At 70.0% G+C, this 21,853-nt stretch carries 20 protein-coding genes, 1 tRNA gene and 1 pseudogene; 9 read left to right on the top strand and 13 right to left on the bottom strand.

Translation table 11 applies throughout. The annotated features are described in order from the left end of the window. Positions 1-60: 60 nt before the first annotated feature. The gene (locus tag RYH80_RS01380; protein WP_370902067.1) at positions 61-699 is read left to right on the top strand and encodes an HVO_0476 family zinc finger protein; all 639 of its coding nucleotides are present in this window, start codon (positions 61-63) and stop codon (positions 697-699) included. Positions 700-939: 240 nt separating this feature from the next. Here the strand turns inward: RYH80_RS01380 and RYH80_RS01375 are convergent, their stop codons facing one another. Then, on the bottom strand, positions 940-1,725 hold the full coding sequence (locus RYH80_RS01375) for an aldo/keto reductase (protein ID WP_370904623.1): 786 nt from the start codon (positions 1,723-1,725) through the stop codon (positions 940-942). A gap of 290 nt (positions 1,726-2,015) precedes the next feature. On the opposite strand from RYH80_RS01375, the gene RYH80_RS01370 reads away from it, so the two are divergent. Then, positions 2,016-2,750 (top strand): DUF4013 domain-containing protein, encoded by a 735-nt coding sequence (locus RYH80_RS01370; RefSeq protein WP_370902066.1) that lies wholly within the window; start codon positions 2,016-2,018, stop codon positions 2,748-2,750. Between the two features lie 99 nt (positions 2,751-2,849). Here RYH80_RS01370 and RYH80_RS01365 read toward each other — a convergent pair whose 3' ends face one another. The 3 genes and pseudogenes from RYH80_RS01365 to RYH80_RS01355 form a co-directional block, all read right to left on the bottom strand. After that, positions 2,850-3,614 carry a proteasome assembly chaperone family protein gene (locus RYH80_RS01365; RefSeq protein WP_370902064.1) on the bottom strand — a complete coding sequence of 255 codons (765 nt, stop codon included), beginning with the start codon at positions 3,612-3,614 and terminating at the stop codon, positions 2,850-2,852. A gap of 163 nt (positions 3,615-3,777) precedes the next feature. After that, positions 3,778-3,957 (bottom strand): annotated as a pseudogene (locus RYH80_RS01360) (RNA-protein complex protein Nop10); the annotation flags it as partial. Positions 3,958-3,972: 15 nt separating this feature from the next. Then, the gene (locus RYH80_RS01355; RefSeq protein WP_370904622.1) at positions 3,973-4,773 is read right to left on the bottom strand and encodes a translation initiation factor IF-2 subunit alpha; all 801 of its coding nucleotides are present in this window, start codon (positions 4,771-4,773) and stop codon (positions 3,973-3,975) included. A 293-nt stretch (positions 4,774-5,066) separates the two neighbouring features. On the opposite strand from RYH80_RS01355, the gene RYH80_RS01350 reads away from it, so the two are divergent. Beyond that, positions 5,067-5,666: a DUF1684 domain-containing protein gene (locus RYH80_RS01350; protein WP_370902063.1), complete on the top strand. Its 600-nt coding sequence runs from the start codon at positions 5,067-5,069 to the stop codon at positions 5,664-5,666. A 45-nt stretch (positions 5,667-5,711) separates the two neighbouring features. Here the strand turns inward: RYH80_RS01350 and RYH80_RS01345 are convergent, their stop codons facing one another. From RYH80_RS01345 to RYH80_RS01335, 3 genes are all read right to left on the bottom strand, one after another. After that, complete coding sequence (locus tag RYH80_RS01345; protein ID WP_370902062.1) at positions 5,712-6,008, bottom strand: DNA-directed RNA polymerase subunit L; 297 nt, start codon at positions 6,006-6,008, stop codon at positions 5,712-5,714. Between the two features lie 95 nt (positions 6,009-6,103). Continuing rightward, complete coding sequence (locus RYH80_RS01340; protein WP_370902061.1) at positions 6,104-6,613, bottom strand: DUF4440 domain-containing protein; 510 nt, start codon at positions 6,611-6,613, stop codon at positions 6,104-6,106. Beyond that, positions 6,610-6,993, bottom strand: coding sequence for a 2Fe-2S iron-sulfur cluster-binding protein (locus tag RYH80_RS01335; RefSeq protein ID WP_370902060.1), 384 nt, complete (start codon positions 6,991-6,993; stop codon positions 6,610-6,612). The genes RYH80_RS01340 and RYH80_RS01335 overlap by 4 nt, the downstream gene beginning before the upstream one ends. A 148-nt stretch (positions 6,994-7,141) precedes the next feature. Between RYH80_RS01335 and RYH80_RS01330 the strand changes: the two genes are divergently transcribed. Then, entirely contained in the window at positions 7,142-8,296 is a 1,155-nt protein-coding gene (locus RYH80_RS01330) for a hypothetical protein (protein ID WP_370902059.1), read from the top strand. A gap of 57 nt (positions 8,297-8,353) precedes the next feature. Here RYH80_RS01330 and glnA read toward each other — a convergent pair whose 3' ends face one another. Next, complete coding sequence (glnA, locus tag RYH80_RS01325) at positions 8,354-9,724, bottom strand: type I glutamate--ammonia ligase (protein WP_370902058.1); 1,371 nt, start codon at positions 9,722-9,724, stop codon at positions 8,354-8,356. 126 nt (positions 9,725-9,850) lie between these two features. Between glnA and lrp the strand changes: the two genes are divergently transcribed. Together lrp and RYH80_RS01315 are read left to right on the top strand one after the other, a co-directional pair. After that, on the top strand, positions 9,851-10,309 hold the full coding sequence (gene lrp / locus RYH80_RS01320; RefSeq protein WP_370902057.1) for an HTH-type transcriptional regulator Lrp: 459 nt from the start codon (positions 9,851-9,853) through the stop codon (positions 10,307-10,309). A 654-nt stretch (positions 10,310-10,963) separates the two neighbouring features. Continuing rightward, positions 10,964-12,145, top strand: coding sequence for a redox-regulated ATPase YchF (locus RYH80_RS01315; protein WP_370902056.1), 1,182 nt, complete (start codon positions 10,964-10,966; stop codon positions 12,143-12,145). A gap of 104 nt (positions 12,146-12,249) precedes the next feature. Here RYH80_RS01315 and RYH80_RS01310 read toward each other — a convergent pair whose 3' ends face one another. Beyond that, complete coding sequence (locus tag RYH80_RS01310) at positions 12,250-13,446, bottom strand: aminotransferase class V-fold PLP-dependent enzyme (protein ID WP_370902055.1); 1,197 nt, start codon at positions 13,444-13,446, stop codon at positions 12,250-12,252. A gap of 10 nt (positions 13,447-13,456) precedes the next feature. Then, positions 13,457-14,578 carry a pyridoxal phosphate-dependent aminotransferase gene (locus tag RYH80_RS01305; protein WP_370902054.1) on the bottom strand — a complete coding sequence of 374 codons (1,122 nt, stop codon included), beginning with the start codon at positions 14,576-14,578 and terminating at the stop codon, positions 13,457-13,459. Between the two features lie 226 nt (positions 14,579-14,804). Between RYH80_RS01305 and RYH80_RS01300 the strand changes: the two genes are divergently transcribed. Continuing rightward, positions 14,805-14,981, top strand: a complete 177-nt coding sequence (locus RYH80_RS01300; protein ID WP_370902053.1) for an HEWD family protein — start codon at positions 14,805-14,807, stop codon at positions 14,979-14,981. Positions 14,982-15,131: 150 nt separating this feature from the next. On the opposite strand, the gene RYH80_RS01295 is transcribed toward RYH80_RS01300, so the two are convergent. Next, complete coding sequence (locus tag RYH80_RS01295; RefSeq protein WP_370902052.1) at positions 15,132-16,052, bottom strand: cupin domain-containing protein; 921 nt, start codon at positions 16,050-16,052, stop codon at positions 15,132-15,134. A 113-nt stretch (positions 16,053-16,165) separates the two neighbouring features. After that, entirely contained in the window at positions 16,166-18,367 is a 2,202-nt protein-coding gene (locus tag RYH80_RS01290) for an AAA family ATPase (protein ID WP_370902051.1), read from the bottom strand. A gap of 310 nt (positions 18,368-18,677) precedes the next feature. On the opposite strand from RYH80_RS01290, the gene RYH80_RS01285 reads away from it, so the two are divergent. After that, positions 18,678-20,510: a M28 family metallopeptidase gene (locus RYH80_RS01285; protein WP_370902050.1), complete on the top strand. Its 1,833-nt coding sequence runs from the start codon at positions 18,678-18,680 to the stop codon at positions 20,508-20,510. Between the two features lie 94 nt (positions 20,511-20,604). Here the strand turns inward: RYH80_RS01285 and RYH80_RS01280 are convergent. Then, positions 20,605-20,677: transfer RNA gene (locus tag RYH80_RS01280), tRNA-Arg, on the bottom strand. 262 nt (positions 20,678-20,939) lie between these two features. Between RYH80_RS01280 and RYH80_RS01275 the strand changes: the two genes are divergently transcribed. Then, positions 20,940-21,542, top strand: a complete 603-nt coding sequence (locus RYH80_RS01275) for a hypothetical protein (protein ID WP_370902049.1) — start codon at positions 20,940-20,942, stop codon at positions 21,540-21,542. Positions 21,543-21,853 lie beyond the last annotated feature (311 nt).

Here is a 21,853-nt window from a genome sequence, read left to right as displayed (position 1 = left end):
GGATCCGCTCGCGACCGGCGGTCGGAGGGGTCAAGACGGTCGGTGTCGTACCCGCCGGACATGTCGAACACGAGCCGCGTCTCCGCCACCTGTCCCGCGTGTGGCGAGGAGACGGTCCACGAGATGCTCAAGCCCGGTGGGCAGGCCACCGTGCGGTGTACGGAGTGTGACCACACCCACAAGACGGAGCTGTCGGAACCGAAGACGACGGAGGTCGACGTGATCGTCTCCCAGGACGGCGAGTCGTGGCCGACGACGGTGACGGCCCAGCCGGACGAGGAGTACGAGGTGGGCGACGAGTTCGTCGCCGAGACGGAGCAGGCGATCCAGCAGGTGCGCGTCACGGCCGTCGAGCGCGGCGACGAGCGTATCGAGAGCGCCAGTGCGGCGGCGGCGGACACGCTGTGGACGCGCGTCGTCGACAACGTCGGCGTCGACGTGACGATCCACCCGAACGACGGCCGGAAGGACGAGAACCGCTCGGAGAAGGTGTACCTGCCGGGTGACCACGAGTTCACCGTCGGCGCGGAGGAGACGTTCGGCGACGAGGAGATCGAGGTCGTCGGTATCCACGTCCGCGACGCTTCGACGGGGTACCCGTTCGACAAGGCCGATCAGGAGGGCCAGACGGTGTTCGCGAAGGACGTGAAGCGGCTGTTCGGGCGCGACCAGGTGACGAGTGCGTGGTCTGGCTGGTAGGCGAGCGGTGGAGCCGCGAGCCTGGTCTGGCTGGTAGGCGAGCGGTGGAGCCGCGAGCCTGGTCCGGGTGGTAGGCGAGCGGTGGAGCCGCGAGCCCGGTCTGGCTGGTAGGCGAGCGGTGACGCCGCGAGCCTGGTCCGGGTGGTAGGCGAGCGGTGGAGCCGCGAGCCCGGTCTGGCTGGTAGGCGAGCGGTGACGCCGCGAGATTCGGTCGTGTAGAGAACCAGAGTATCGACCCGATCAGTTCCAGGGACCGAAGTCGGGGTCGACGCGGCGGTCGCGGCGGTCGAGGTCGTCGATCGTCTGGACCTCCTCGTCGGTGAGCGACACGTCGAGACTCGCCGCGTTGTCGCGGATGTGTGCCTCGCTCGTCGCCTTCGGAATCGCAGTCACGCCCTTCTCGCGGAGCCACGCCAGCGACACCTGTGCCTCGCTGACGCCGTGGGCCTCCGCGATCTCCGTCAGTTCCGGCACGTCGAACACCGCACCGCGTGCCAGCGGGGAGTAGGCGACGACCTCGACGCCGTGGTCGGCACACGCCTCGCGCAGCTCCGGCTGGGGGAGCAGCGGGTGGAGTTCGACTTGATTGGCGAACACGTCACCGCCGAGCACGTCCTGTGCGGTCGCCACCTGCTCGGGTTCGAAGTTCGAGATCCCGATGCGGTCGATCAGACCGGCGTCCTGCAGGTCCGCGAACGCCGCCAGCGTCGCCTCTGGGTCGTACGTGCGCGCCGGCCAGTGGACGTACAGCAGGTCGACGCTGTCGACGCCGAGTCTGTCGAGCGACTCCCGGGTCGTCTCCTCCACGTCTGCGGGCGCGAGACTGTCGATCCACACCTTCGTCGCGAGGAACACGTCCTCGCGGGGCACGTCCGCCGCGGCGATCCCCTCGCCGACGGCCGCCTCGTTCTCGTAGATCTGTGCGGTGTCGACGTGTCGGTACCCCGCCTCCAGTGCCGTCCGCACGGACTCGGTGCACTGCGCGGGGTCGTCGTTCTCCCACGTGCCGAGTCCGAGCATCGGCATCCCGTTCGCGTCCGGTGCTTCCAGCGGTGCGGCGGTGGCGTCGGTGTTCGTCACGTCCACACACTCGGCCGTCTCGGGCTTGTGGGTTCCGGAGTCGGCAGGTGCGTGTCGGTGTCGTCGTCGCCCCCACGGACGCGTCGCGCTGGAATCGGCCACGACAGATCGTGTGCGATCGGTCGTGTCAGCACGCCACAGTAGCGATTTAAGCTCTCTGCGGGCGTAGTACCTGGTGTAGATTACACCGGCGTCGACGGAGTGTCGCCACCGGGTCGTGATCCACGGAGCCACACATGTTACGAGACGCCCTCGACTACCCACGACGCGGCGACGACGCGGTGACCACCGTCCTCATCGGCGGCCTCCTCACACTGTTCGGCGTGTTGCTGCTCCCGCTGGTGCCGATCCTCGGGTACGCGATCCGCGTGTTCCGCACGTCGGCCGCCGACGAGGAACAGCCGCCGGTCTTCGACGACTGGGGCGACCTGCTGGTCGACGGTCTGCGAGGACTGGCCGTCACGCTGGCGTACTTCGCGGTGCCGGTCGTGACGAGTCTCCTGGCGGTCCTCGCGGTCGCCGTGTTCGTCCCGGTCGCCGTCGTCGGTGGTGGCAGCGGCCCCGACCCGACGGCGGCCAGCGCCGTCGGGGGGCTGACGCTCCTCGTGTTCGGCCTCTTGGGGTTGGTCTCGATCGTCTGGTCGCTGGCGGCGGGGTTCCTGCTGCCGGCGGCGTTGGCGCGGCTGGCAGCGACCGACGAGATCGGGTCCGCGTTCGCCCTGCGGTCCGTCTGGCGGACCGTCGCGACGAGCGGCTACGTGACGGCCTGGCTGCTGGCGCTGGCAGTCGGCGTCGCGACCAGCGTCGTCTCCGGGCTGCTCGGCTTCCTCCCGGTCGTCGGGGCGGTCGCGGCCGCCTTCGTCGCCTGGTACGCGACGGTGGTCTCGGCACGACTGTACGCGGCCGGCGTCGACGCGGCGACTCCGACACCCCCGGGCGGCGACGAGCCGACGACGGAACAGGCGATCTGACCCCCGGACACCGCATCCGAGTCACGACCAGTTTTCCAACAGTAGAGTCTCTTCACCCCAGCCATCCAGAAACGGAGTACTTCCGGTCCAGAGGCGTGCTCACCCGATGTAGCGCAGTTCGTCCTCGGAGGGCATCCCGCCGCCACCGCCCTGCATCTCCTGGATCTTGCCGACGACCTCCTCCATCTCCTCGGCGCGGTCCTCCAACTCCGTGAAGTCGACCGCGAAGTCCAACACGTCCTCGAGGACCTCCAGGACGGCCTGCGCGCTCTTCGGGTCGACGAGGTAGCCGGAGGTCTCGCCCATCAGACAGGCGGCCTCGAACCCGCGCCGCCCGCCGAGCCCGAGGATCAACCCGGAGACGCCGACGATCCCACCCGCGGGCTCGTCCTCGCGGAACTCGACGCCGGTCTCGCCCAACTCCTCGGCCGTCTCGGCGTCCGACACCGCGCCGAGCACGTCGTACTCGTCGTCCTCGATCAACTCGCCAGTCGGCACCCCACCCAGCGCGAACGCGCGCTCGGCGCCGAACGACTCGGCCACGTCCAGGAAGGCGTCGGTCAGCGCGTAGTGGCCGTCGTTCGAGGCCGCCTGGTGGTCGCCGGTCAACACGAGCAGTTCGGCGTCGCCCGCCTCGACGTAGTGGAACTCCGCGCAGGTGAGCTCCGCCACGCCGTCGTCGCCGACGGTGACCTGCGGCGGGAACTCCGTCGTGTACACCCGCCGGACGAGTTCGCCGTCGAACTCCTCGACGAGGTGTTCCGCCGCCAGCTTCCCGACGTGTCCGACACCCGGCAGCCCCTCCACGAACACCGGCGACTCCGCGTCGACCTCCGCGACGGTCTCGATCTCGATGTGGTCCATACTCTACGAGCGGGGGTCGTCTCACAAAGGTGCGTCGGCTCCGGACGTGTCGCCGCTCTCACAGATCCACCCCGCCCCGACTCGGCACGACTCGTCTTCACTCGTCGTCCGCCGTGGCTCCGTCACCGTCCGCCTCGTCGTCCACCGGCGGATCACGCAGGTCGTCGCGTGCCCGTCTGCGGGCGCGGCGCCGGTACTCCCCGTGCGGATCGTCGGGGGAGAACGGTGCGGGGGCAGCGTCGATCGCGTCGCCGCCACACGAGGGACACGTCTCGCCGAGCGTGTACACCGGACGGTCGTGGTGGCGCTCCCAGTCGGCGCAGACGTGGATGTCGGACTTCACGGGGGCACCCCGGCGTCACTCGTCGTCGGTCCGACGGTCGCGGTGGTACTCGCCCGTCCCACCGATCTCGCCGATCTTCGTCGCCGCGCGGTCCCCGGAGGCCTCCAGCTCGCGTTCGGCCGTCTTGTAGTCGGGGGCCTTCACTTTGATCCGGTACTCCGGCGAGCCGACGTACGAGACGGACAGTTCCACCTCGTCGGGTACCTCGCCGTTACCCTCTGCAGCCTGCAGTGCCTCCTTGATCATGTCGACGCCGTCCGGCGCCGGACACTCCAGGTCGACGTAGCCGGTGACGTTGACGTACGGGACGGAGACGTTCTCGCGGGCCGTCTCGACGATCGCCTCGACCTCCTCCTCGGAGAGGTCGGTGTCCGCCAACGCCTCGGTGCCGTGGATCGCCGCCTGCTCGAACCCGTCGTACATCGAGCCGAACTCGGCGAGCAGTTCCGTCGCGACGCCGCTGTACACGTCGTCGCTCACGTCCTCGCCGAAGGCGATCGTCATCCAGTTGTCCGCCTTCCGCTCGTTCTTCCAGTCTTGAATCTTGTCCGACCGCTGGTGGTCGTTGACGTCCTTCAACGAGAGGTCGATCTGCTGGCTGTCTTCGTCGATGTCCAGCACCTTCGCGACGACCCGTTCGCCCGGACTGACGTGGTCGCGGATGTTCTTGATCCACCCCGAGGCGACCTCGCTGACGTGGACGAGCCCACGCTTGTCCTCGTACTCCTCCAGGTCGACGAACACGCCGAAGTCGGCGATCTCGTCGACTTCGCCGACGACGAGGTCACCCTTCTCCGGCCAGCCACTGAATTTCATGTCCGACGGTTGCGACCGGAGCCTAATACCGTTTCCTTTCGCAGCCTCCTCGCGGTCCGCGACCGGTGGCGTGCAGCCGGCGGCCGACACTGCGTGGCCGGCGACCGGTGGCGTGCAGGCGGCGACCCACTCCGCACGTTCGACGAGCGGACCCCCACGGTCGACGAGCGTACCCGTGCGGTCGACGAACGTCTCCGCCGCCCGTCCGCACCGCCGTCGTCCCAGTCGACTGTCTTGCACCGTCGCGTCACGACCGACTCGGCTTCTTCTCCGTGGACGACCGAGTGAAGTGTGTGACCACCGACGCGTACGTCGAGCGAGTCGAACGGGACCGCGCCGAGAAGGACGAGTTCTTCGGCGAGCACCCACGCTCGCCGGTGCCGACTGCCGTCCAGTCGGGCCAGTCGACGTTCGAGGGGCTGGACTACTACCCGGTCGACCCCGCGTACCGGGTCGAGGTGGCGCTGGACGAACACGACGAGCCGACGGAACTGACCGTCGAGACGACACAGGACGGCACGCAGCGGTACCACGACGTGGGGACGTTCGGGGTGTCGCTCCCGGTCGAGAGCGGGTCCGAGACGGTCGTCCTCCACGCGTTCCGTCCCGTGGACGACCACACGCGGCTGTGGGTACCGTTCCGCGACGCGACCAGCGGGACGGAGACGTACGGTGCCGGGCGGTACCTCGATCTGGAGGACCCGGACGACCGCACCGACGACGGCCGGTGGGTGCTCGACTTCAACCGGGCGTACAATCCGTTCTGTGCGTACTCCGAGGCCTACGAGTGTCCGCTCGTGCCGCGCGACAACTGGCTCGACGTGCCGGTCCGCGCGGGCGAACGCGCGCCGCCGGCGGCGCTGGCCGCGCACGGCGACGAGCACGCGGAGTAGTCGGCGGAGTGGGAGGCGTGAGAGAACGGAGACGGCGGCTCGCGCTCAGGCCTCGGCCGCGAACGCGGCTTCGATCTCGTCGGCGAGTGTCTCCATCTCGGCGGAGACGGTACGGGCGGACTCCTCGAGTGCGTCGAGCGGGTCGACGCCGTCCTCGGTGCTCATCGAGAGGATCGGCTCGGTCTGGCCGCCGGACTGCTCGGGGTTCACGTCGTACGTCGCCGCGGCGACGCCGTCGTTCTCCAACAGCGACCCCTTCAGCACGTTCATGAACGTGTGGTTCTCGCCGGCGATCTCGATCCGCAGTTCGTCGTCGGTCTTGTCCACGACGCGGAGTTCCATACTCGCGCCTTCGCGGGAGTCGGGTTTGTAGCTTGCGTTCCCCGGCGCCGTCGCGGCCTGTACTCGCCGCCGTCACCAGCCCCCGGGCGCTCCCGTCACTGGTCTCCGGACGCCGCAGACTCGACGGTCGGATCGAGTGTCGGTACTGCCGGATCGTCGTCCGCCGTCGGCGGTTCGTCGCGCTCCTCGATCCACGTCTCCTGGAGGTCGCGCCAGCCGACACCCTCGGGTGCCGACGGCTCGCTGGCGAACAGCGCCGTCGACCGGCGCCCGGTCCACGCCCCGTCGCGTCGCTGCCACTCCTCGTAGGTGACCAGACAGTGGTCGCTCGTCGCGTGACGGACGCGGGTGTCTCGGACGCGGATCACGAACGGCGGCTCCCCGTCGGCGTCCTCGCCGTGTCCCGCTCGGACTCCGTCGAGGACCGCCTCGCGGTCCCGTTCGACTCCCTCTGGCGTCACCATCCGGAACGTCGGCTGGAGCGCGGCCGCGACGCGGCCGAACTCCGACGCGGGGACCTCGCCACGGAACCACGCCTGGAACCACTCGTGGAGTCGGACCACCTCGCGGGTCGCGTCAGCCGCGAGGTCCTCGGCGGCGGTCACTCGCGACCACCCCAGACGAGCTTGTCCGACACGAGCGCGACCTCGAGGCCGTCCTCGGCCGGGAGCTGACACGACAGTCGCGGGTAGCCGAACCGCTCGGCGAGCCGGTCGTGCCAGTGGTCCGGCGCCACGTCGTCGAGCACACGGACGCCACAGGTCGCACAGAGCCCGCGCCCGCCGCAGTTGAGTCGCTCGGTGAGGCGGGTGTACGGCGACAGGTTCGCGCGCCGGAGCGCGTCCCGCAGGGGCTCCCCACGCCGCGCCGTCACCGTGGTGGTCTGCTCGTCGTGGTGGACGGTCACCGTCACTGGCTCCGCCCCGTCGGGGTCCGGGGAGACCACACTCGACTCCTCGTCCGCCGCCTCGTCTGTCTCTGGCACGGGCGACTCGACGGTCGCCAGCCCGAAATCGCTCTCGGCTCTCGAGCGGTGGGCGCGACCGCGCCCTCCCTCCTCGCCGGACCTGTCGGAACACGTACCAAAGTCGGCTTCCGGGAACGTTCACCACCCCGTCGGCCGGAGTGGTGGTATGGACACGCCCTCCGAGACGGACGACGAGTCGCGCGAGGAACGGTCACCGGTCTGGCGGACCGGCTCGCCGAGCGACCGGCTGGACGCGGCGCCGGAGCCGCCACGGGAGACGACCGTCGCGGCCGCGCAGTCGGGCGTGAACTTCGTCGCCTTCGAACTCGCGTGGCTCCCGGACGACTGTCGCGTCGACAGTGTGACGCTGCGTCCGGAACGGCCGCCGGGACGACCGGACGGGGTCACCGCCGACGAGATCGATCAGACGCCACACAGCGACGGGAACCCGTGTAGCCTCAGAGTCGTCGTCGACGGAGACGACCGGCGGCTCCGCGTGAAGCAGTTCGCGTACGACTGGGCACCGCCCGCGGCCGGCGTCGCGCCGCTGTGGCGCACCGACACACCGGAGCCGTTCCACTGTGGCGACGCCGTCGGATTCCTCGGGACCGACTACAAGGAGAACCGGGGTGCGGTCACGAACCGTGCCCGCACGCAACTCGAGGTCTCCGTCGTCGACGGCTCGTTCGCGGACGCCGAACTCGAACGACTGCTGTCGGCGGCGACACCCGTCGCTCACCCAGTCGCCGACCGCGTCCGTCGCGTGCCGTTCCACCGGCTCTCGTACTGGCACCGGTACGGCTGTCGACCCCCGGCGGTCCCGCACGGGCTCTGGGACCACGCCCCCTCGCGCCCCTACGACGCGAGCCAGCGCGTCTCGCGGGTCGGACTGGGGACGGTGGGTGACGAGAACGGATCGATGCACGCCGCCGCGACCGAGTCGATGCCGCGACCGCTCGTGCCGACGGCGGAGTTGTACCGGTTCGACTCCGCGGTCGCGTTCCCCGCACACGACGCCGTCGAGTGCGTGTTTCGGCACCGCGCGAACGAGAGCGACCCGCTGTGGCTGATCGCCGCCGCCCCGTCGAGTCCGCTCGCCCCGCCGACCGATCCGGTGCCTGCCGACCAGGCGGCCGAGACACGGGAGACGCTCGCACTCGACGGGCGGACCGTCCACTACGCCGCGCTGTCGGAGCGGTTCGGCGGCTGGGAGGTCACCTGGCGGGAGGCCGGGACCCACTACGGGGTGTACGCCGGGCCGTCGCGAGAGCTCACCGGCACGTCGTTCCGTGAAGTAGTCGCGTCGGTGACACGAGCGTGACGGTCGGAGGACTCGGAGACCACCGAAGGAGAGGAGTCCCCCGATTCGGTCGCTACCTCAGTACTTCGCGAGGTAGCGGTCCAGTTCCCACTGGGACACGTCCGCGCGGTACTCGTCGTACTCGGCGCTCTTCGCCTCGACGAACTTCTCGGCGACGTGGCTGCCCAGCGCAGACTGGATCACCTCGTCGTCCTCTAGCGCGTCGACGGCGGCGCCGAGGTTCGGCGGCAGCGTCTCGATGCCGTACTCCTCGCGGGTCGCCTCGTCGAACTCGTAGATGTTCTCGCGGACCGGGTCCGGCGCCTCCAGGTCGCGCTCGATGCCGTCCAGCCCGGCGTGGATCATCGCCGCCAGCGCGAGGTACGGGTTACACGACGGGTCCGGCGAGCGCAGTTCGATGCGAGAGGCCGCCGGGACGCGGGCGGCCGGCTTCCGGATCAGCGCCGAGCGGTTCACGTCCGACCAGGCGACGTACACCGGCGCCTCGTACCCCGGCACGAGCCGCTTGTAGGAGTTCACCGTCGGGTTACACACGGCGGTCAGGGCGGGGGCGTGCTCCAGGATGCCCGCGAGGAACGACTTCGCCGTGCCCGACAGCCCCAACTCGTCGTCGTCGTCGTGGAAGGCGTTCTCCCCGTCCTCGAACAGCGAGAGGTGCGTGTGCATCCCCGAGCCGTTGATGTGGGGGATCGGCTTCGGCATGAACGTCGCGTGGGCGTCGTTCTGAGCCGTCGTCGCCCGCACGACCGACCGGAACGTGGCGATGTTGTCCGCCGTCGTCAGGGCGTCGTCGTACTTGAAGTCGATCTCGTGTTGCCCCTCGGCGACCTCGTGGTGACTCGCCTCGACCTCGAAGCCCATCGACTCCAGGTTGTAGATGATCTCCCGCCGCAGGTCGCTGGCGAGGTCCTTCGGCGCCAGGTCGAAGTAGCCGCCGGCGTCGTGGGTCTCCGTCGTCGGCGCGCCGTCCTCGTCCGTCTCGAAGACGAAGAACTCCGGCTCCGGCCCGGCGTTGACCTCGTAACCGAGTTCGTCGGCGCGGTCGATGGCCCGCTTGAGCACCCGCCGCGGGTCACCCGAGAACGGCTCGCCCGTCGCCGTGTCGATCACGTCACAGACGAGTCGCGCCGCGCGACCGTCACCGCCGTCGCGCCACGGCAACACCGCGAACGTCTCCGGGTCCGGGTCCAGTCGCATGTCCGACTCCTGGATCCGGACGAACCCCTCGATCGAGGAGCCGTCGAAGTAGATCCCCTCCGTGAACGCCTTCTCCGCCTGCGAGGCGGGCACGGAGACGTTCTTGACCGTCCCCAGGATGTCCGTGAACTGGAGCCGGAGGAAGTCGACGTCCTGCTCCTCGATCTCGTCGAGCACGTCCTGTTCCGCCGCGGCCAGGCCACCGTCTGTCGCAGTGTGTTCGCTCGTCATCTTCGTAGACGTACGGTCCCACAACGACTGGCATAAAACCTCTTTCGGTCGGTGTAAGCTCCCCCGATTCCCGCTGGGATTGGACACGCGTAAAGTTTGAGAGGCTGGAACCCCTAGGTGGGTTCGATGACGTACGAGAATCTCGACGCGAAGTTGATAAACGCCCTCTTGGGCGACGGGCGAGCGAGCCTGCGGAGTCTGGGGGAAGACCTCGACGTGTCGGTGACTACCGTCTCGAACCACCTCCAGGACCTGGAAGACGGCGGGGTGATCGACGGCTACACGCCGCGTGTCAACTACGACGAGTTGGGGTACGACGTGACCGCGGTGATCCAGTTGAAGGTAGAGGGGGAGGCGCTCCCGGAGGTCACCGATCGCCTCCGCGAGGTACGGGGGATGGTGTCGGTGTACGAGGTGACGGGTGACTACGACGTGATCGCCGTCGGGAAGTTCCACGACACCGACGACATGAACGAGCGGATCAAGGACCTCCTCGGGGACGCGGACGTCCGCGAGACGAACACCTCCGTCGTGTTGAACAGCGTCGTGGAGAACGCCCAGTTCGAACTCGACGTGGGCGAGTAGGTCACCGCGCTCGGACCCGAGACGTGTGCGGTGCGCCGCCGAAACGTGGTGTGGTGCGCCGCCGAGACGTGTACGTCGCGACGACTGCGCGTGGGTGACTCGCGACGACTACGCGTGGGTGCGCCGCGTCGCTGGTCGGTGTCGCGTTCGGGAGAACGGGGGCTCGGGAACGACCACCACCGGCTGGGGGTCCGGCGTGGTCAACCCCAGTCGTCCGTCACGTCTTCGAGGTCCGTCTGACAGAACGGACAGCGGTACCGCGTCGCGAAACCGCCCGACTGTGCCGTCGTCTTCGCCTCGAGTTCGTGCATACCGATCCGACGACCACAGTCTGTACAGGTTACCTTCGGCACACCACCCGCTACGATTACGTGGACAAAAACGTTCCGAGCCTCGTGTGGTGTGGTACCACACCGAGATCGGATTCCTCCCGGATTCGGGTACAAGCCGTTCGGTGACGAGTGAAACGTACTCGAACGCCGACAGGACCGGTGCCGAGTCTCTCGCGACCGCCGGTTCGAGATCGAATCGTGGCCGTCTTTGGACCGGTCTGTCCTCGAATCGAGACGGACTGCGCTCGCGCGCGCTCCGGACACGAGCGAGCCGACGGGGTCGACCGAAACCCACACGTCGGTGTCGCGGGAAGACGGACGTATGCTCTCTGTCGCGCTCGCGGGGAAGCCGAACGCGGGCAAGTCGACGTTCTACGAGGCGGCCACGGAGGCGGAAGTCGACGTGGGCAACTACCCGTTCACGACGATCGACCCGAACCGCGGCGTGGCGCACGTCCGGACGGACTGTCCGTGTCTCGCCCGCGACGAGCGGTGTGGGGCCGACGACTGTCGCGACGGGAAACGCTACGTCCCCGTCGAGTTGCTCGACGTGGCCGGGCTGGTGCCGGGCGCTCACGAGGGGCGCGGGCTGGGCAACCAGTTCCTCGACGCCCTGACGGACGCGGACGTGATCCTCCAGGTGGTCGACGCCGCCGGAGAGACGAACGCGGAGGGCGAGCCCGTCGAGGTGGGCGAGTACGACCCCGTCGAGGAGGTGGACTTCGTGGAGTCGGAGATGGACCAGTGGCTCGCCGGCATCGTCGACCGCAACTGGGAGTCCGTCGTCCGCAAGGGGCGCTCGCCGGACTTCGACATCGACGAGGCGCTCGTCGACATGCTCACGGGCTTCGGTGCGACGGTCCACGACGTGACGTACGTGCTCCGCGCGATGGAGTACCCCGCGGACCCCGGCTCGTGGGACGACGACGACCGCGCGGAGTTGGCGCGCCGCGTCCGGGAACGCACCAAGCCCATCGTCGTCGTCGCCAACAAGGCGGACGTCGCACCCGAGGGCAACGTCGAACGCCTCCGCGAGACGGACAAGCCGGTGATCCCGGCGACCGCCGACGGGGAGTTGGCGCTCCAACGTGCCGCCGCGGCGGGCGCGGTCGACTACGACCCGGGCGACGAGGCGTTCGAGATCGTCGGCGACCTCTCGGAGTCACAGCGCGCCGGGTTGGAGCAGATCGGCGACGTGATGGCCGCCCACGGCGGGACGGGTGTCCAGGCGGCGTTGAACACGGCCGTCTACGACCTGCTCGACCACCTGACGGCCTACCCCGTTCAAAACGAGACGCACTGGACGGACGCTCGGGGGAGCACCCTGCCGGACGCACACCTCCTGCCGCGCGGGAGCGGGCCGAAGGACCTCGCGTACGCCGTCCACACGGACATCGGCGACGGCTACCTCCACGCCGTGAACGCCCGCTCGGACCGCCGGATCGGCGAGGACTACGAGCTGGAGGAGGGTGACGTGATCAAGATCGTCAGTACCGCGAACTGAGCGGTGCGTCGGTCTCACAGCCCCGTCTCACGACCGACTGCGGCGCCCCGCCGCGCCCCGATCGCGTCCAGACCGGTCCACTCACCGTAGGTCAGACGGCGCCGTCACCACTCCGCCGACAGCGCCGCGGCCACCCGATCCACCTCGTCGTCCGTGTTGAAACAGTGGACGGACACCCGCACGGCCTCGGGATCGGGCAGGTCACGCACCACGAGCCCGTCCTCCCGCAGGCGTTCTACTGTCGCCTCCGGCTCCGGGACGGCGACGGTCACCAGCCCAGTCTCCGGGTCCAGCGGACTCAGCACACGCTCGGCGGGGAGTTGGTCGACCAAGCGCCGCGTCAGCCGCAGGATCTCGTCGCGTACCGTGTCGAGCCCCAGCGACTCGAACGTCCGGACACTCTCTGCGAGTGCGACGTGTGGACCGATCGCCGTCGTCCCGCGCTCGAACCGCGCCGCGCCCGGTTTCGGCTCGTACGCGCCCGTCGGTTCCGTCACGCTCCGGTAGCCCACCTGCGCCGGGTGGAGTCGGTCGAGCGCCGACTCCGCGACGGTGAGGTACCCCGACCCCCACGCGCCCAACAGCCACTTGTGGCCCGACCCGACGACCGCGTCGGCACCCCACTCGTGGACGTCCACCGGACACTGCCCCGGCTCCTGAACTGCGTCGACGAGTACGAAGGCGTCCGTCTCCCGCGCGGCGGCGACCACCTCCGCCACCGGGAGCCGCGTCCCGTACGTCCACGCGAGCGAGGAGACGACGACCAGATCCGCGTCCGTCTCCCCGACCACCCGCGCGAACGCGTCCGTGTCGAGGCGGCCACTCTCGCAGGCGACACGCTCGATCGCGACGCCGTGCCGCTCGCGGAGTCGCGCCAGCGGCACGTCCGCGGCGGGGTGTTCCAGGTCCGTCGTCACCGCGGTGTCGATCTCGGTCGGGTCGAGTGCCGCCAGTACCGCACTCAACCCGTCGGCGGTGCTCTCCGTGAGGGCGAGTTCCGAGGGCTCGACGCCGAGGAAGGGGGCGACCCGCTCGCGGATCGCCTCGTAGGCGGCGAATCCCACCTCGTAGGCGTCGCCGTCCGCGAGCACGTCGACTTTGTGGTAGCGGTTCCACTCGTCGAGCAGGTCGAGGAGGGACGCCGGCGTCGGTCCCGTCGCGCCGGTGTTGAAGTACGCCGTCCCCTCGCAGGCGGGAATCTGCTCGCGGAGTTCACCGGGCGTCGTCGGCAACTCGACCGAGAGCGGCTCGAACGGCGGGTGATCGGCCAACTCGGGTGGGACCGTCGGGTCGTCGACCATCGCCCGCTCCTCACCGCACCGCCGCGGCGGCGTCCGCGACGATCTCCAGCGCCTCCTTCAGGTCCTCCTCGCCGGTCGCGTACGAGATCCGGGCGTGGCCGGCGCCGTTCGCGCCGAACGCCTCGCCGGGGACGACGACGACGCCGCGCTCGATCACCTCGTCGACGAACCCCTCCGGGACCTCGGGCATCGCGTAGAAGGCTCCCTCCGGCCGTGGACACTCCAAGCCGGCGTCTGCGAGCCCGTCCAACACCAGGTCGCGACGGCGCTCGAACGCGGCGCACATCTCCGCGACCGGCTCCTGGGGTCCGGAGAGTGCGGCTTCGGCGGCGTACTGGGCCGGCGCGGAGGCACAGGCCTGGACGTACTGGTGGACGCGGAGCATCCGCTCGACGCGCTCGCTGGCACCCGTCACCCAGCCGAGTCGCCAGCCCGTCATCGAGTAGGTCTTCGAACAGGCGTTGACGACGACGACGTTGTCCGACTCGGCGAACTCGTACGGGGAGTAGTGGTCCCCGTCGAAGATCATCTGCTCGTACACCTCGTCGGAGACACACAACACGTCGTGTTCGTCCGCGATCCGCGCGAACTCGCGGATGTCGGACTCCGAGGCGACCGTCCCCGTCGGGTTCGCGGGGGAGTTGACCACGAACGCGACGGTGTCGTCGGTGATCCGCTCCTCGACGGCCGCCGGGTCGAGGGTGAGGTCCTCGCGCAGCGGGACGGGTACCGGCTCGCCGCCGGCCAGTTTCGTCAGGGCGTCGTAGGAGACGAACCCCGGGTCCGGGATCAGAACCTCGTCGCCGGGGTCGACGTGGGCCTCCATCACGAGGTGGAGCGCCTCGCTCCCGCCGGCGGTGGCGATCACGTCCTCGGGGTCGACCGCGAACCCCTCGTCGCGCTCGTGTTTGTGAGCGATGGCCTCCCGGAGCGCTCGGGTCCCCTTGTTGGAGGTGTACCCGTCCGCGGCACCGGACTGGATCGCGTCGACGGCCGCCCGTCGGGCGTGTTCGGGTGTCGGGAAGTCCGGCTGTCCGAGTCCGAGGTTGATCGCGTCCTCGCCGGCCGCCTCGAACACCTCGCGGATGCCGCTGATAGAGATCTGCTCGACGCTGTCGGAGAACCCTGCCATACGCCACACCGCGGCTGGCACGCTGGTAAGTCTTGCCACCGGGGCAGTCGCCTCGGGGCCACCGGCCGACCCTCGACACCCAGGCCTGCTCCCAGTCGTCGCCGACGGAACGGCCTCCGGCGGCACGCGAACCACCGAGGGGAACCGCCCCGCGACACGCCCCTCACCGGCACCCGTCCGACTCGGAGGATTTATGAGAATCGTACTCCTACTGGTGTGTTAGCTAATGTCACCGAGCGTACGACGACCGTCCGAACGAGCCTGCGAGCGGTGTGGGCGACACGAGGAGTGGGACGAGACGGCGGCGGCCTGGCGAGTCGCCGACGACTCCGGGGTGGCGTACTGTATCCACGAGTGGGACATCAACGGTTCCTTCCTGCCGTTCGGCGACGCAGAGGCCTGACAGACGGGTCCGGTGCCACGTAGCCCGCCCGATACAGCCCACGAGCGACGGCTCCGTCGGTCGAGTCGCGGCCGTCGCTCACCGCTCCGCGAGACCGGTCCCGACGGCTACCACTCACCGCTCCGCGAAGCCGTTCCCGGTGGCCACCACTCACCGCTCCGCGAGACCGGTCCCGTCGCCGATCGTCGGCTCGTCGACGTGGACGGTCCGGGGGTCGGAGCCGGTGAGCCAGAGGACGAACGCCTGGTCGTCCGGGCTGTCACTGCGGTCGCGGTGGACGAACCCCGCGGGAACGTGGAAACACTCCCCCGACTCGACGAACACGCGCTCGCCCTCGCCGGTCCCCCACTCGACGAAGCCGTCGCCGTCGAGCACGAACCCGAAGACGTGGTTGTCGCCGTGGTGGTGCCACTCCGAGACGAGCGACCCCGTCGAACTCCCGCGGACGGTCTGGACCGCGTCCGCGGGTGCGTCCGGGAACGGGCGGTGACGAGTGACGTTCGCCAACTCGCCGGCGGTCCCCCACGCCTCGCGGCCCGCGACCGCCGTCGCCGCCGCCCGCTCCGCGGCCGGTGTCGGGCGAGTCGACCCACTCCGGGTAGCGGCGTCGCCGGCGTCGGGCGCGACACTAGTGTCGAACGCCACCAGCAGCGTCGCCGGTCCGCCACGGGCGACGACACTGGGCGGTCGCCCCGCCGGGACCGCGAAGAACTCGTCCGTGTCGGTGGTCACCGTCGCCGCCGTCTCGTCCGTCTGGCGCGCGGGCCACCGGAACGCGACGCTCCCACGCGCGACGTAGCCGCGAGCACTCGCGGTGTCGACCGTCGGCCGCCACCTCGCGCCGACCGGCACCGCGACTGCGAGGAGGACCACGCCGTCGGCCTCGTAGAGCCGTTCGCGGCGCACCGCTCCAGTGTCGCGATCACCGCCCGTGTCCCGCTCGGTGTCGGCGGCGGTCGCCTCTCCACCGACCGTGTCGTCCGACTCCACGGCGTTCCGCCACACGTCGGCCCCCACGGTCTCCGTCCACACGTCCGAGGCGACCGTCTCCGGACGCGCACTCTGTAACATACGACTACAGACACGTTCGGTCTACTTCTTTCGACGTTCTAACGACACCGACGAGTGTCGTCGGAAGCGTCTAACAACACAGAGACACCAGCAGGTGTCACCCACCCGCGGCGTCACTCGCTCGCGTCGATCGTCTCCAGTGCGGCGTCGAAGTCCTCGCGGGTGACGGTGATGTCGTCGGCGTGGTCGTTGGCGTCGTCTGCGTACGCGCCGGCGACGCGCTCGACGGCCCGCATGGTCGCGTCGCGAGCGACCGCAGTGAGGTCCGCGCCGGAGTACCCCTCCGTCTCCCCGGCGACCGCCGCGAGGTCTATCTCCTCGGCCAGCGGCGTCTCGGCGGTGTGGACGGCGAGGATCTTCTCGCGAGCCGCCTCGTCCGGCCGCGGCACCTCGACGTGTGACTCCAACCGTCCGGGCCGCAACAGCGCGTCGTCCAACGACTCCTTCCGGTTCGTCGCCGCCACGACTGCCAGGTTCGGGTCGTCCGCGGCCCGGTCGAACTCCGTCAACAACTGCGAGACGACGCGCTCGCCCACGCCCGAAGAGTCACCCGCGAGGTCGCGGTCGCCCGCGATGGCGTCGATCTCGTCGAAGAAGACGATACTCGGCGCAGCCTGTCTGGCCCGCTCGAACACCTCCCGAACTGCCTTCTCGGACTCGCCGACGTACCGGTCCAACAGCTCCGGCCCGGCGACCTGGATGAAGTTCACCTCCGACTCGCCCGCGATGGCACGCGCGAGCAGCGTCTTGCCCGTGCCGGGTGGGCCGTGGAGCAACACCCCCGTCGGCGGGTCCGCGCCCGCCGCCTCGAACAGCGGCCCGTACTCCAACGGCCACGTGACTGCCCGTTCGAGCGCCGACTTCGCGTCTTCGAGTCCACCCACGTCGTCGTACGTCGTCGTCGGCTGTTCGGCGACGTACTCCCGCATCGCGGACGGCTCCACGTCCGCCATCGCGCGGTCGAAGTCCGCCCGCGTCACCGTCACGTCACCCAGATCCACGTCGCTGTCGTCGCGCCGTGCGCGCCGCAGCGCCGTCAACGCCGCCTCCGTGGTCAGCGAGTCCACGTCCGCGCCCACGAACCCGTGGGTCCGCGCCGCGAGTTTGTCCAGATCCACGTCGTCTCCGACCGGCATCCGCCGCGTGTGCACCTCGAAGATCTCGCGGCGACCCGTCTCGCCCGGCACACCGATCTCGATCTCGCGGTCGAACCGCCCGCCACGGCGCAGCGCCGGGTCCAGTGCGTCCGCTCGGTTCGTCGCGCCGATGACGATCACGTCCTCGCTGGCGTCCAACCCGTCCATCAGCGACAGCAGTTGGCCGACCATCCGGTTCTCCATGTCGCCGCCGTCGTCGCGCTGGCCGGCGATGGAGTCGATCTCGTCGAAGAAGATGATACTCGGCGAGTTCTCGTCGGCCTCCGCGAACAGTTCCCGGAGTCGCTCCTCACTCTCGCCTTTGTACTTCGAGGTGATCTCCGGGCCAGAGACGGAGATGAACGACGCGTCCACCTCGTTGGCGACGGCGCGTGCGATCAGCGTCTTCCCGGTTCCGGGCGGGCCGTGCAACAGGACCCCCTTCGGCGGGTCGATCCCGAGGCGAGCGAACACCTCGGGCTCCGACAGTGGGAGTTCGATGGTCTCCCGAACGAGGTCGAGTTCCTCGTCCAACCCGCCGATGTCCTCGTAGGTGACGTGTCTGTGGTCGGCCGTGTCGCCGCTCGCGGGGCGGTCGTCGCCGGTGCCACCGGTGTCGGCCGCGCCGGCGTCGCGGTCGGTCGCCTCGCCGCTACCGCTCGTGTCGGTCTCCGGCTCCGGGTACCTGATCCGTACTTCCGTGTTCTCGGTGACGCGGACCGCGCCGGCGGGGACCGTGTCGTCGACGACGAAGACGTTGCCGCCGAGTTTCTGGAGCCGGACCTGTTCGCCCGCCGTCACGGGTCGCCCCTCCAAGTCGCGCCCGGCGGCGCGGCGCAGCGACTCTCTGTCGAAGTCGCCGCTGGCGAGTGACGCCGGTGCCTCCAGGGCGACCGCCTCGGCGTCGGCGACGGACTGTGGTCTGACCGTCACCGTCTCGCCGATCCGGACGCCGGCGTTGGCGCGTGTCTCCCCGTCGATCCTGACCTCGCCGTCCTCGACGGCGGTTCCACCCGGCCACACCTTCACGACGGTCTCGCGTTTCCCCTCGACGATCGCCGTCTCGCCGGAGAGCACACCGAGTTGTGACATCGTCGCCGGCGGGACGCGCGCGATGCCACGCGATGCGTCCCGCTTCTCGGCGTCGCGGACGGTCATCTCGATCGCGTCGGCAGCCATGTCTCCCGGTAGTCGGACTCGACGCTTTACCTTTTCTCTCGGTCTCTCCCGGCGAGGGGTGCAGTGTTCGGGCCGTCGCCCCGGCGCCGCGTGTGCCGCGGTCTCGACCACCTCCGCGTGTGCCGCGATTTCGACCACCTCCGCGTGTGCCGCGATTTCGACCACCTCCGCGTGTGCCGCGATTTCGACCACCTCCGCGTGTGCCGCGATTTCGACCACCTCCGTGTGTGCCGCGATCACGACCACCTCCGCGTGCGCCGCGGTCCCAACCTTCACACCGAGCGGGTGCGAGACGACAACAGAGATGTCGATGGCAGACTACGACCTGTACGACTGCGCGGAGCCGTCGCTGTCCGGCGTCGAGCGGTCGCTGTACGACGCCGTCTCCCGCGAGGAGCCGTGGGCGCTCGTCGAGCGGTTCGCGGCGTTGGAACGCGTCTCCGGCTCGGCCGACGAGGCGCGCGCGGCCGGGTACGTCTGTGACCGACTGGACGCACTCGGGATCGACTACGACCGTCACGAGCCGTCGTTGTACCTCTCGATCCCGGAGACGGCGACCCTCCGTGTCGCCGACGAGAGTGAACCGGCGGACGAGACGGAGGTGTCGGACTCCGGCGACGCACTCGCTCCTGGCGAGTCGTTCGACGCGGTGAAGACGGTCGCGTTCGGCGGCGGGGAGGCGGCCGGCGAGGTCGTTCCGGTCGACGGCGGGTTCGACGCCGGGTCGGGTGTCGACGACCTGCTCGGAGCGGAGTTGGACGACCTCTCGAACGTCGCCGGCAACGTCGCGCTGTTGTCCGGGGTTTTGCCGATCGAGGCCGTCGAAGAGCTCGCCGCCGCCGGTGCCGCTGGCGTGATCGTCCAACACGCCCACGAGCGGGAGCCACACGAGGGGATCGCCACCCCAGTGTGGGGCGGGGCACCCACGCCACGATCCGACGTTGCCCAGCCGGAGATTCCGATCCTCACCGTCGCGCGCCCCGTCGGCGAGCGTCTGCGCGCGGCGGCAGCGGACGGCGACGGGCCGACAGTCGACGTGCGAGCGGAGACGACGACGGAGTGGCGCTCGTGTCCGCTCGTGGAGGCACGGATCGAGGGGGAGGCGGCGGCGACGGACGACTTCGTGCTGTTGCACGGCCACTACGACTCCTGGCACGTGGGCGTGGCGGACAACGCCACCGGCGACGCGGCACTGCTGGAACTGGCCCGCGTGTTCGCCGACCACGCCGACGACCTCCGGCGGAACCTCCGCGTCTGCTGGTGGCCCGGCCACTCCACCGGCCGGTACGCCGGCAGCACCTGGTACGCCGACCAGCGGGCGCGGACGCTCCGCGAGCGGTGTGTCGCCCACGTCAACGTCGACTCGCCGGGGAGCGTCGACGCGACGGAGTTCGAAGACATGGTCGTCTGGATGCCGGAGGCGGACGGGCTGTGTCGCGGCGCGATCCGCGACACCTGCGGGAAGACGGCGACGGAGAACCGGCCGCCACGAGCCGGCGACTACTCGTTCGACAACCTCGGTGTCACCGGCGCGTTCATGCTGTCCTCGAACATCCCGCGCGAGGTACGGGCAGAACGGGGCTACCACGCGGTCGGGGGCTGTGGCGGCCACAGCGACGCCTGGCACCTCACGACGGACACGCTCGACAAGGCAGACCCCGACGTGTTGGTCCGCGACGTACGGGTGTACGCGACCGCCGTCGCCAGACTGCTCCGCACGCAACCGCTCCCGTTGGACCACCGAGACACGCTGGCCCGCCACGGGGAGACGCTGGCCGAGTACGCCGACGCGACCGACTTCGACCTGGCGCCCGTCCGCTCGGCGCTGGCGGCGACGACCGAGGCCGTCGAGGCGTTCTACGACGCCGTCGACGCGGGCGAGGTGGACGCGGCGACGACCGACGAGACGATCCGTGCGCTCTCGCGTCCGCTCGTCCGCGTGAACTTCACGACGGAGGGACAGTTCGAACACGACCCCGCGTACGACCGGCCGCCGTACCCCGGACTCGCGCCGGCGACGGAGTTGGACGAGCGGGCCGCAGACGAGCGACGACACCACCGCGTCGCACTCCGCCGTCAGCGGACCCGTGCCGTCGCGCTACTCGAGCAGGCACGCGAGATCGCCGAGCGAGCGACGCCGTAGCTGCGCGGCCGTGTGGCGCCGCGTTCGCACGGCTCGGAGTTCGTCGTAGAGACGGACGAGAGAGCACTCACTCGTCGACTGTGGTCGGCAGAAGCGTCCCGGCGGCGATTTGAACGCCGGTCCCTGGCTCCGCAAGCCAAGAGGATAGTCCACTACCCTACCAGGACTCACCTACGAGTATCGCGGGTCCACCTAAACCCCTTACGATCCGTCCCCCGTCGGCCGGACGACAACACGGCACACGAGTGTGACCCGGCGACCGACCGACGACCGGACGGCGACGAGACGGACCGGCTGGAGCGGGACACCGCCGCGGCCGTCGCGGCACACCGCCGCGGCCGTCGCGCCACGAACTCGGAGACGGCGACGGGCAAACGACTGTTTGTCCCACCACGAAGTATATGCCTTCCGCGCGGGAACGAGTGAAACGTGAGACGGAGACGACTCCTCGCCGCGGTCGCCGCCGCCGGCGTCGCCGGCTGTGTCGGCGACGGGACGGGCGGGACCGACGGCGACACGACGGACACGGAGACGGCGACGGACAGCCCGACCGAGACACCGACGGGAGAGCCGACCGACTCGCCCACGGAGACGGCGACGGAGACACCGACCGAGACGCCGACAGACACACCCACCGAGACACCGAGCGAGACGGACGCGCCGACGGTCACGTACACGGCGACCGACCCGGTGGAGCGCGCGGTGCTCACGCGCCTCGGCGACTGCACCGCCGAGGACGGCGGGACGGCGACGGTCGCCCGCGACGGCGACACGGTCCGCGCGACGGGGTGTATCCAGGGGCCCAGCGGCTGCTCGGAGGCGGCGATCCGCGAGACCGCCTACGACGACGGCGCGAACAGACTCGACGTGGTCGTCGAGACCGTCGAGACGGCCGACATCTGCACCCAACAGCTCGTCTACCGCCGCTACCGGGCCGAGATCGAGGTGGCGGGTGCGTCGCTCGACCGCGTCAGAGTGTCGCACGCCGACGGGAGTGGCGGTTCGACTGTCGTCGCCGAGACGGACGTGTGACGGACCGTCGAGATGGACGTGTGACGGACCGCCGAGACGGACTGTGACGGACCGCCGAGACCGGGTCCACCCGCAGTAGCTTCTTGTACGGTGACGGGACCACACCTGGTGTGACGAACACGACACGCCACGTGGCGGACACGGCAGGTAGCTGCGCGCGAGCGACACTCGACGGGGTGACCGACGACCCGGCAGAGACGGCGACGGCGTCGACTTCCAGACGGCCGCGTTGGGGACCGAGACCGGCGTGGAGGGGTGCCCGGACGGTCGAACGGCAACGCTTAACGGAGCAACCCACCTGTGGTACGACG

The sequence above is a fragment of the Halobaculum sp. MBLA0147 genome, assembly GCF_041361345.1.
GTDB lineage: Archaea > Halobacteriota > Halobacteria > Halobacteriales > Haloferacaceae > JAHENP01.
Note: the sequence above shows the minus strand (reverse complement) of the source record. Positions and strands in the feature narration are given on the sequence as shown.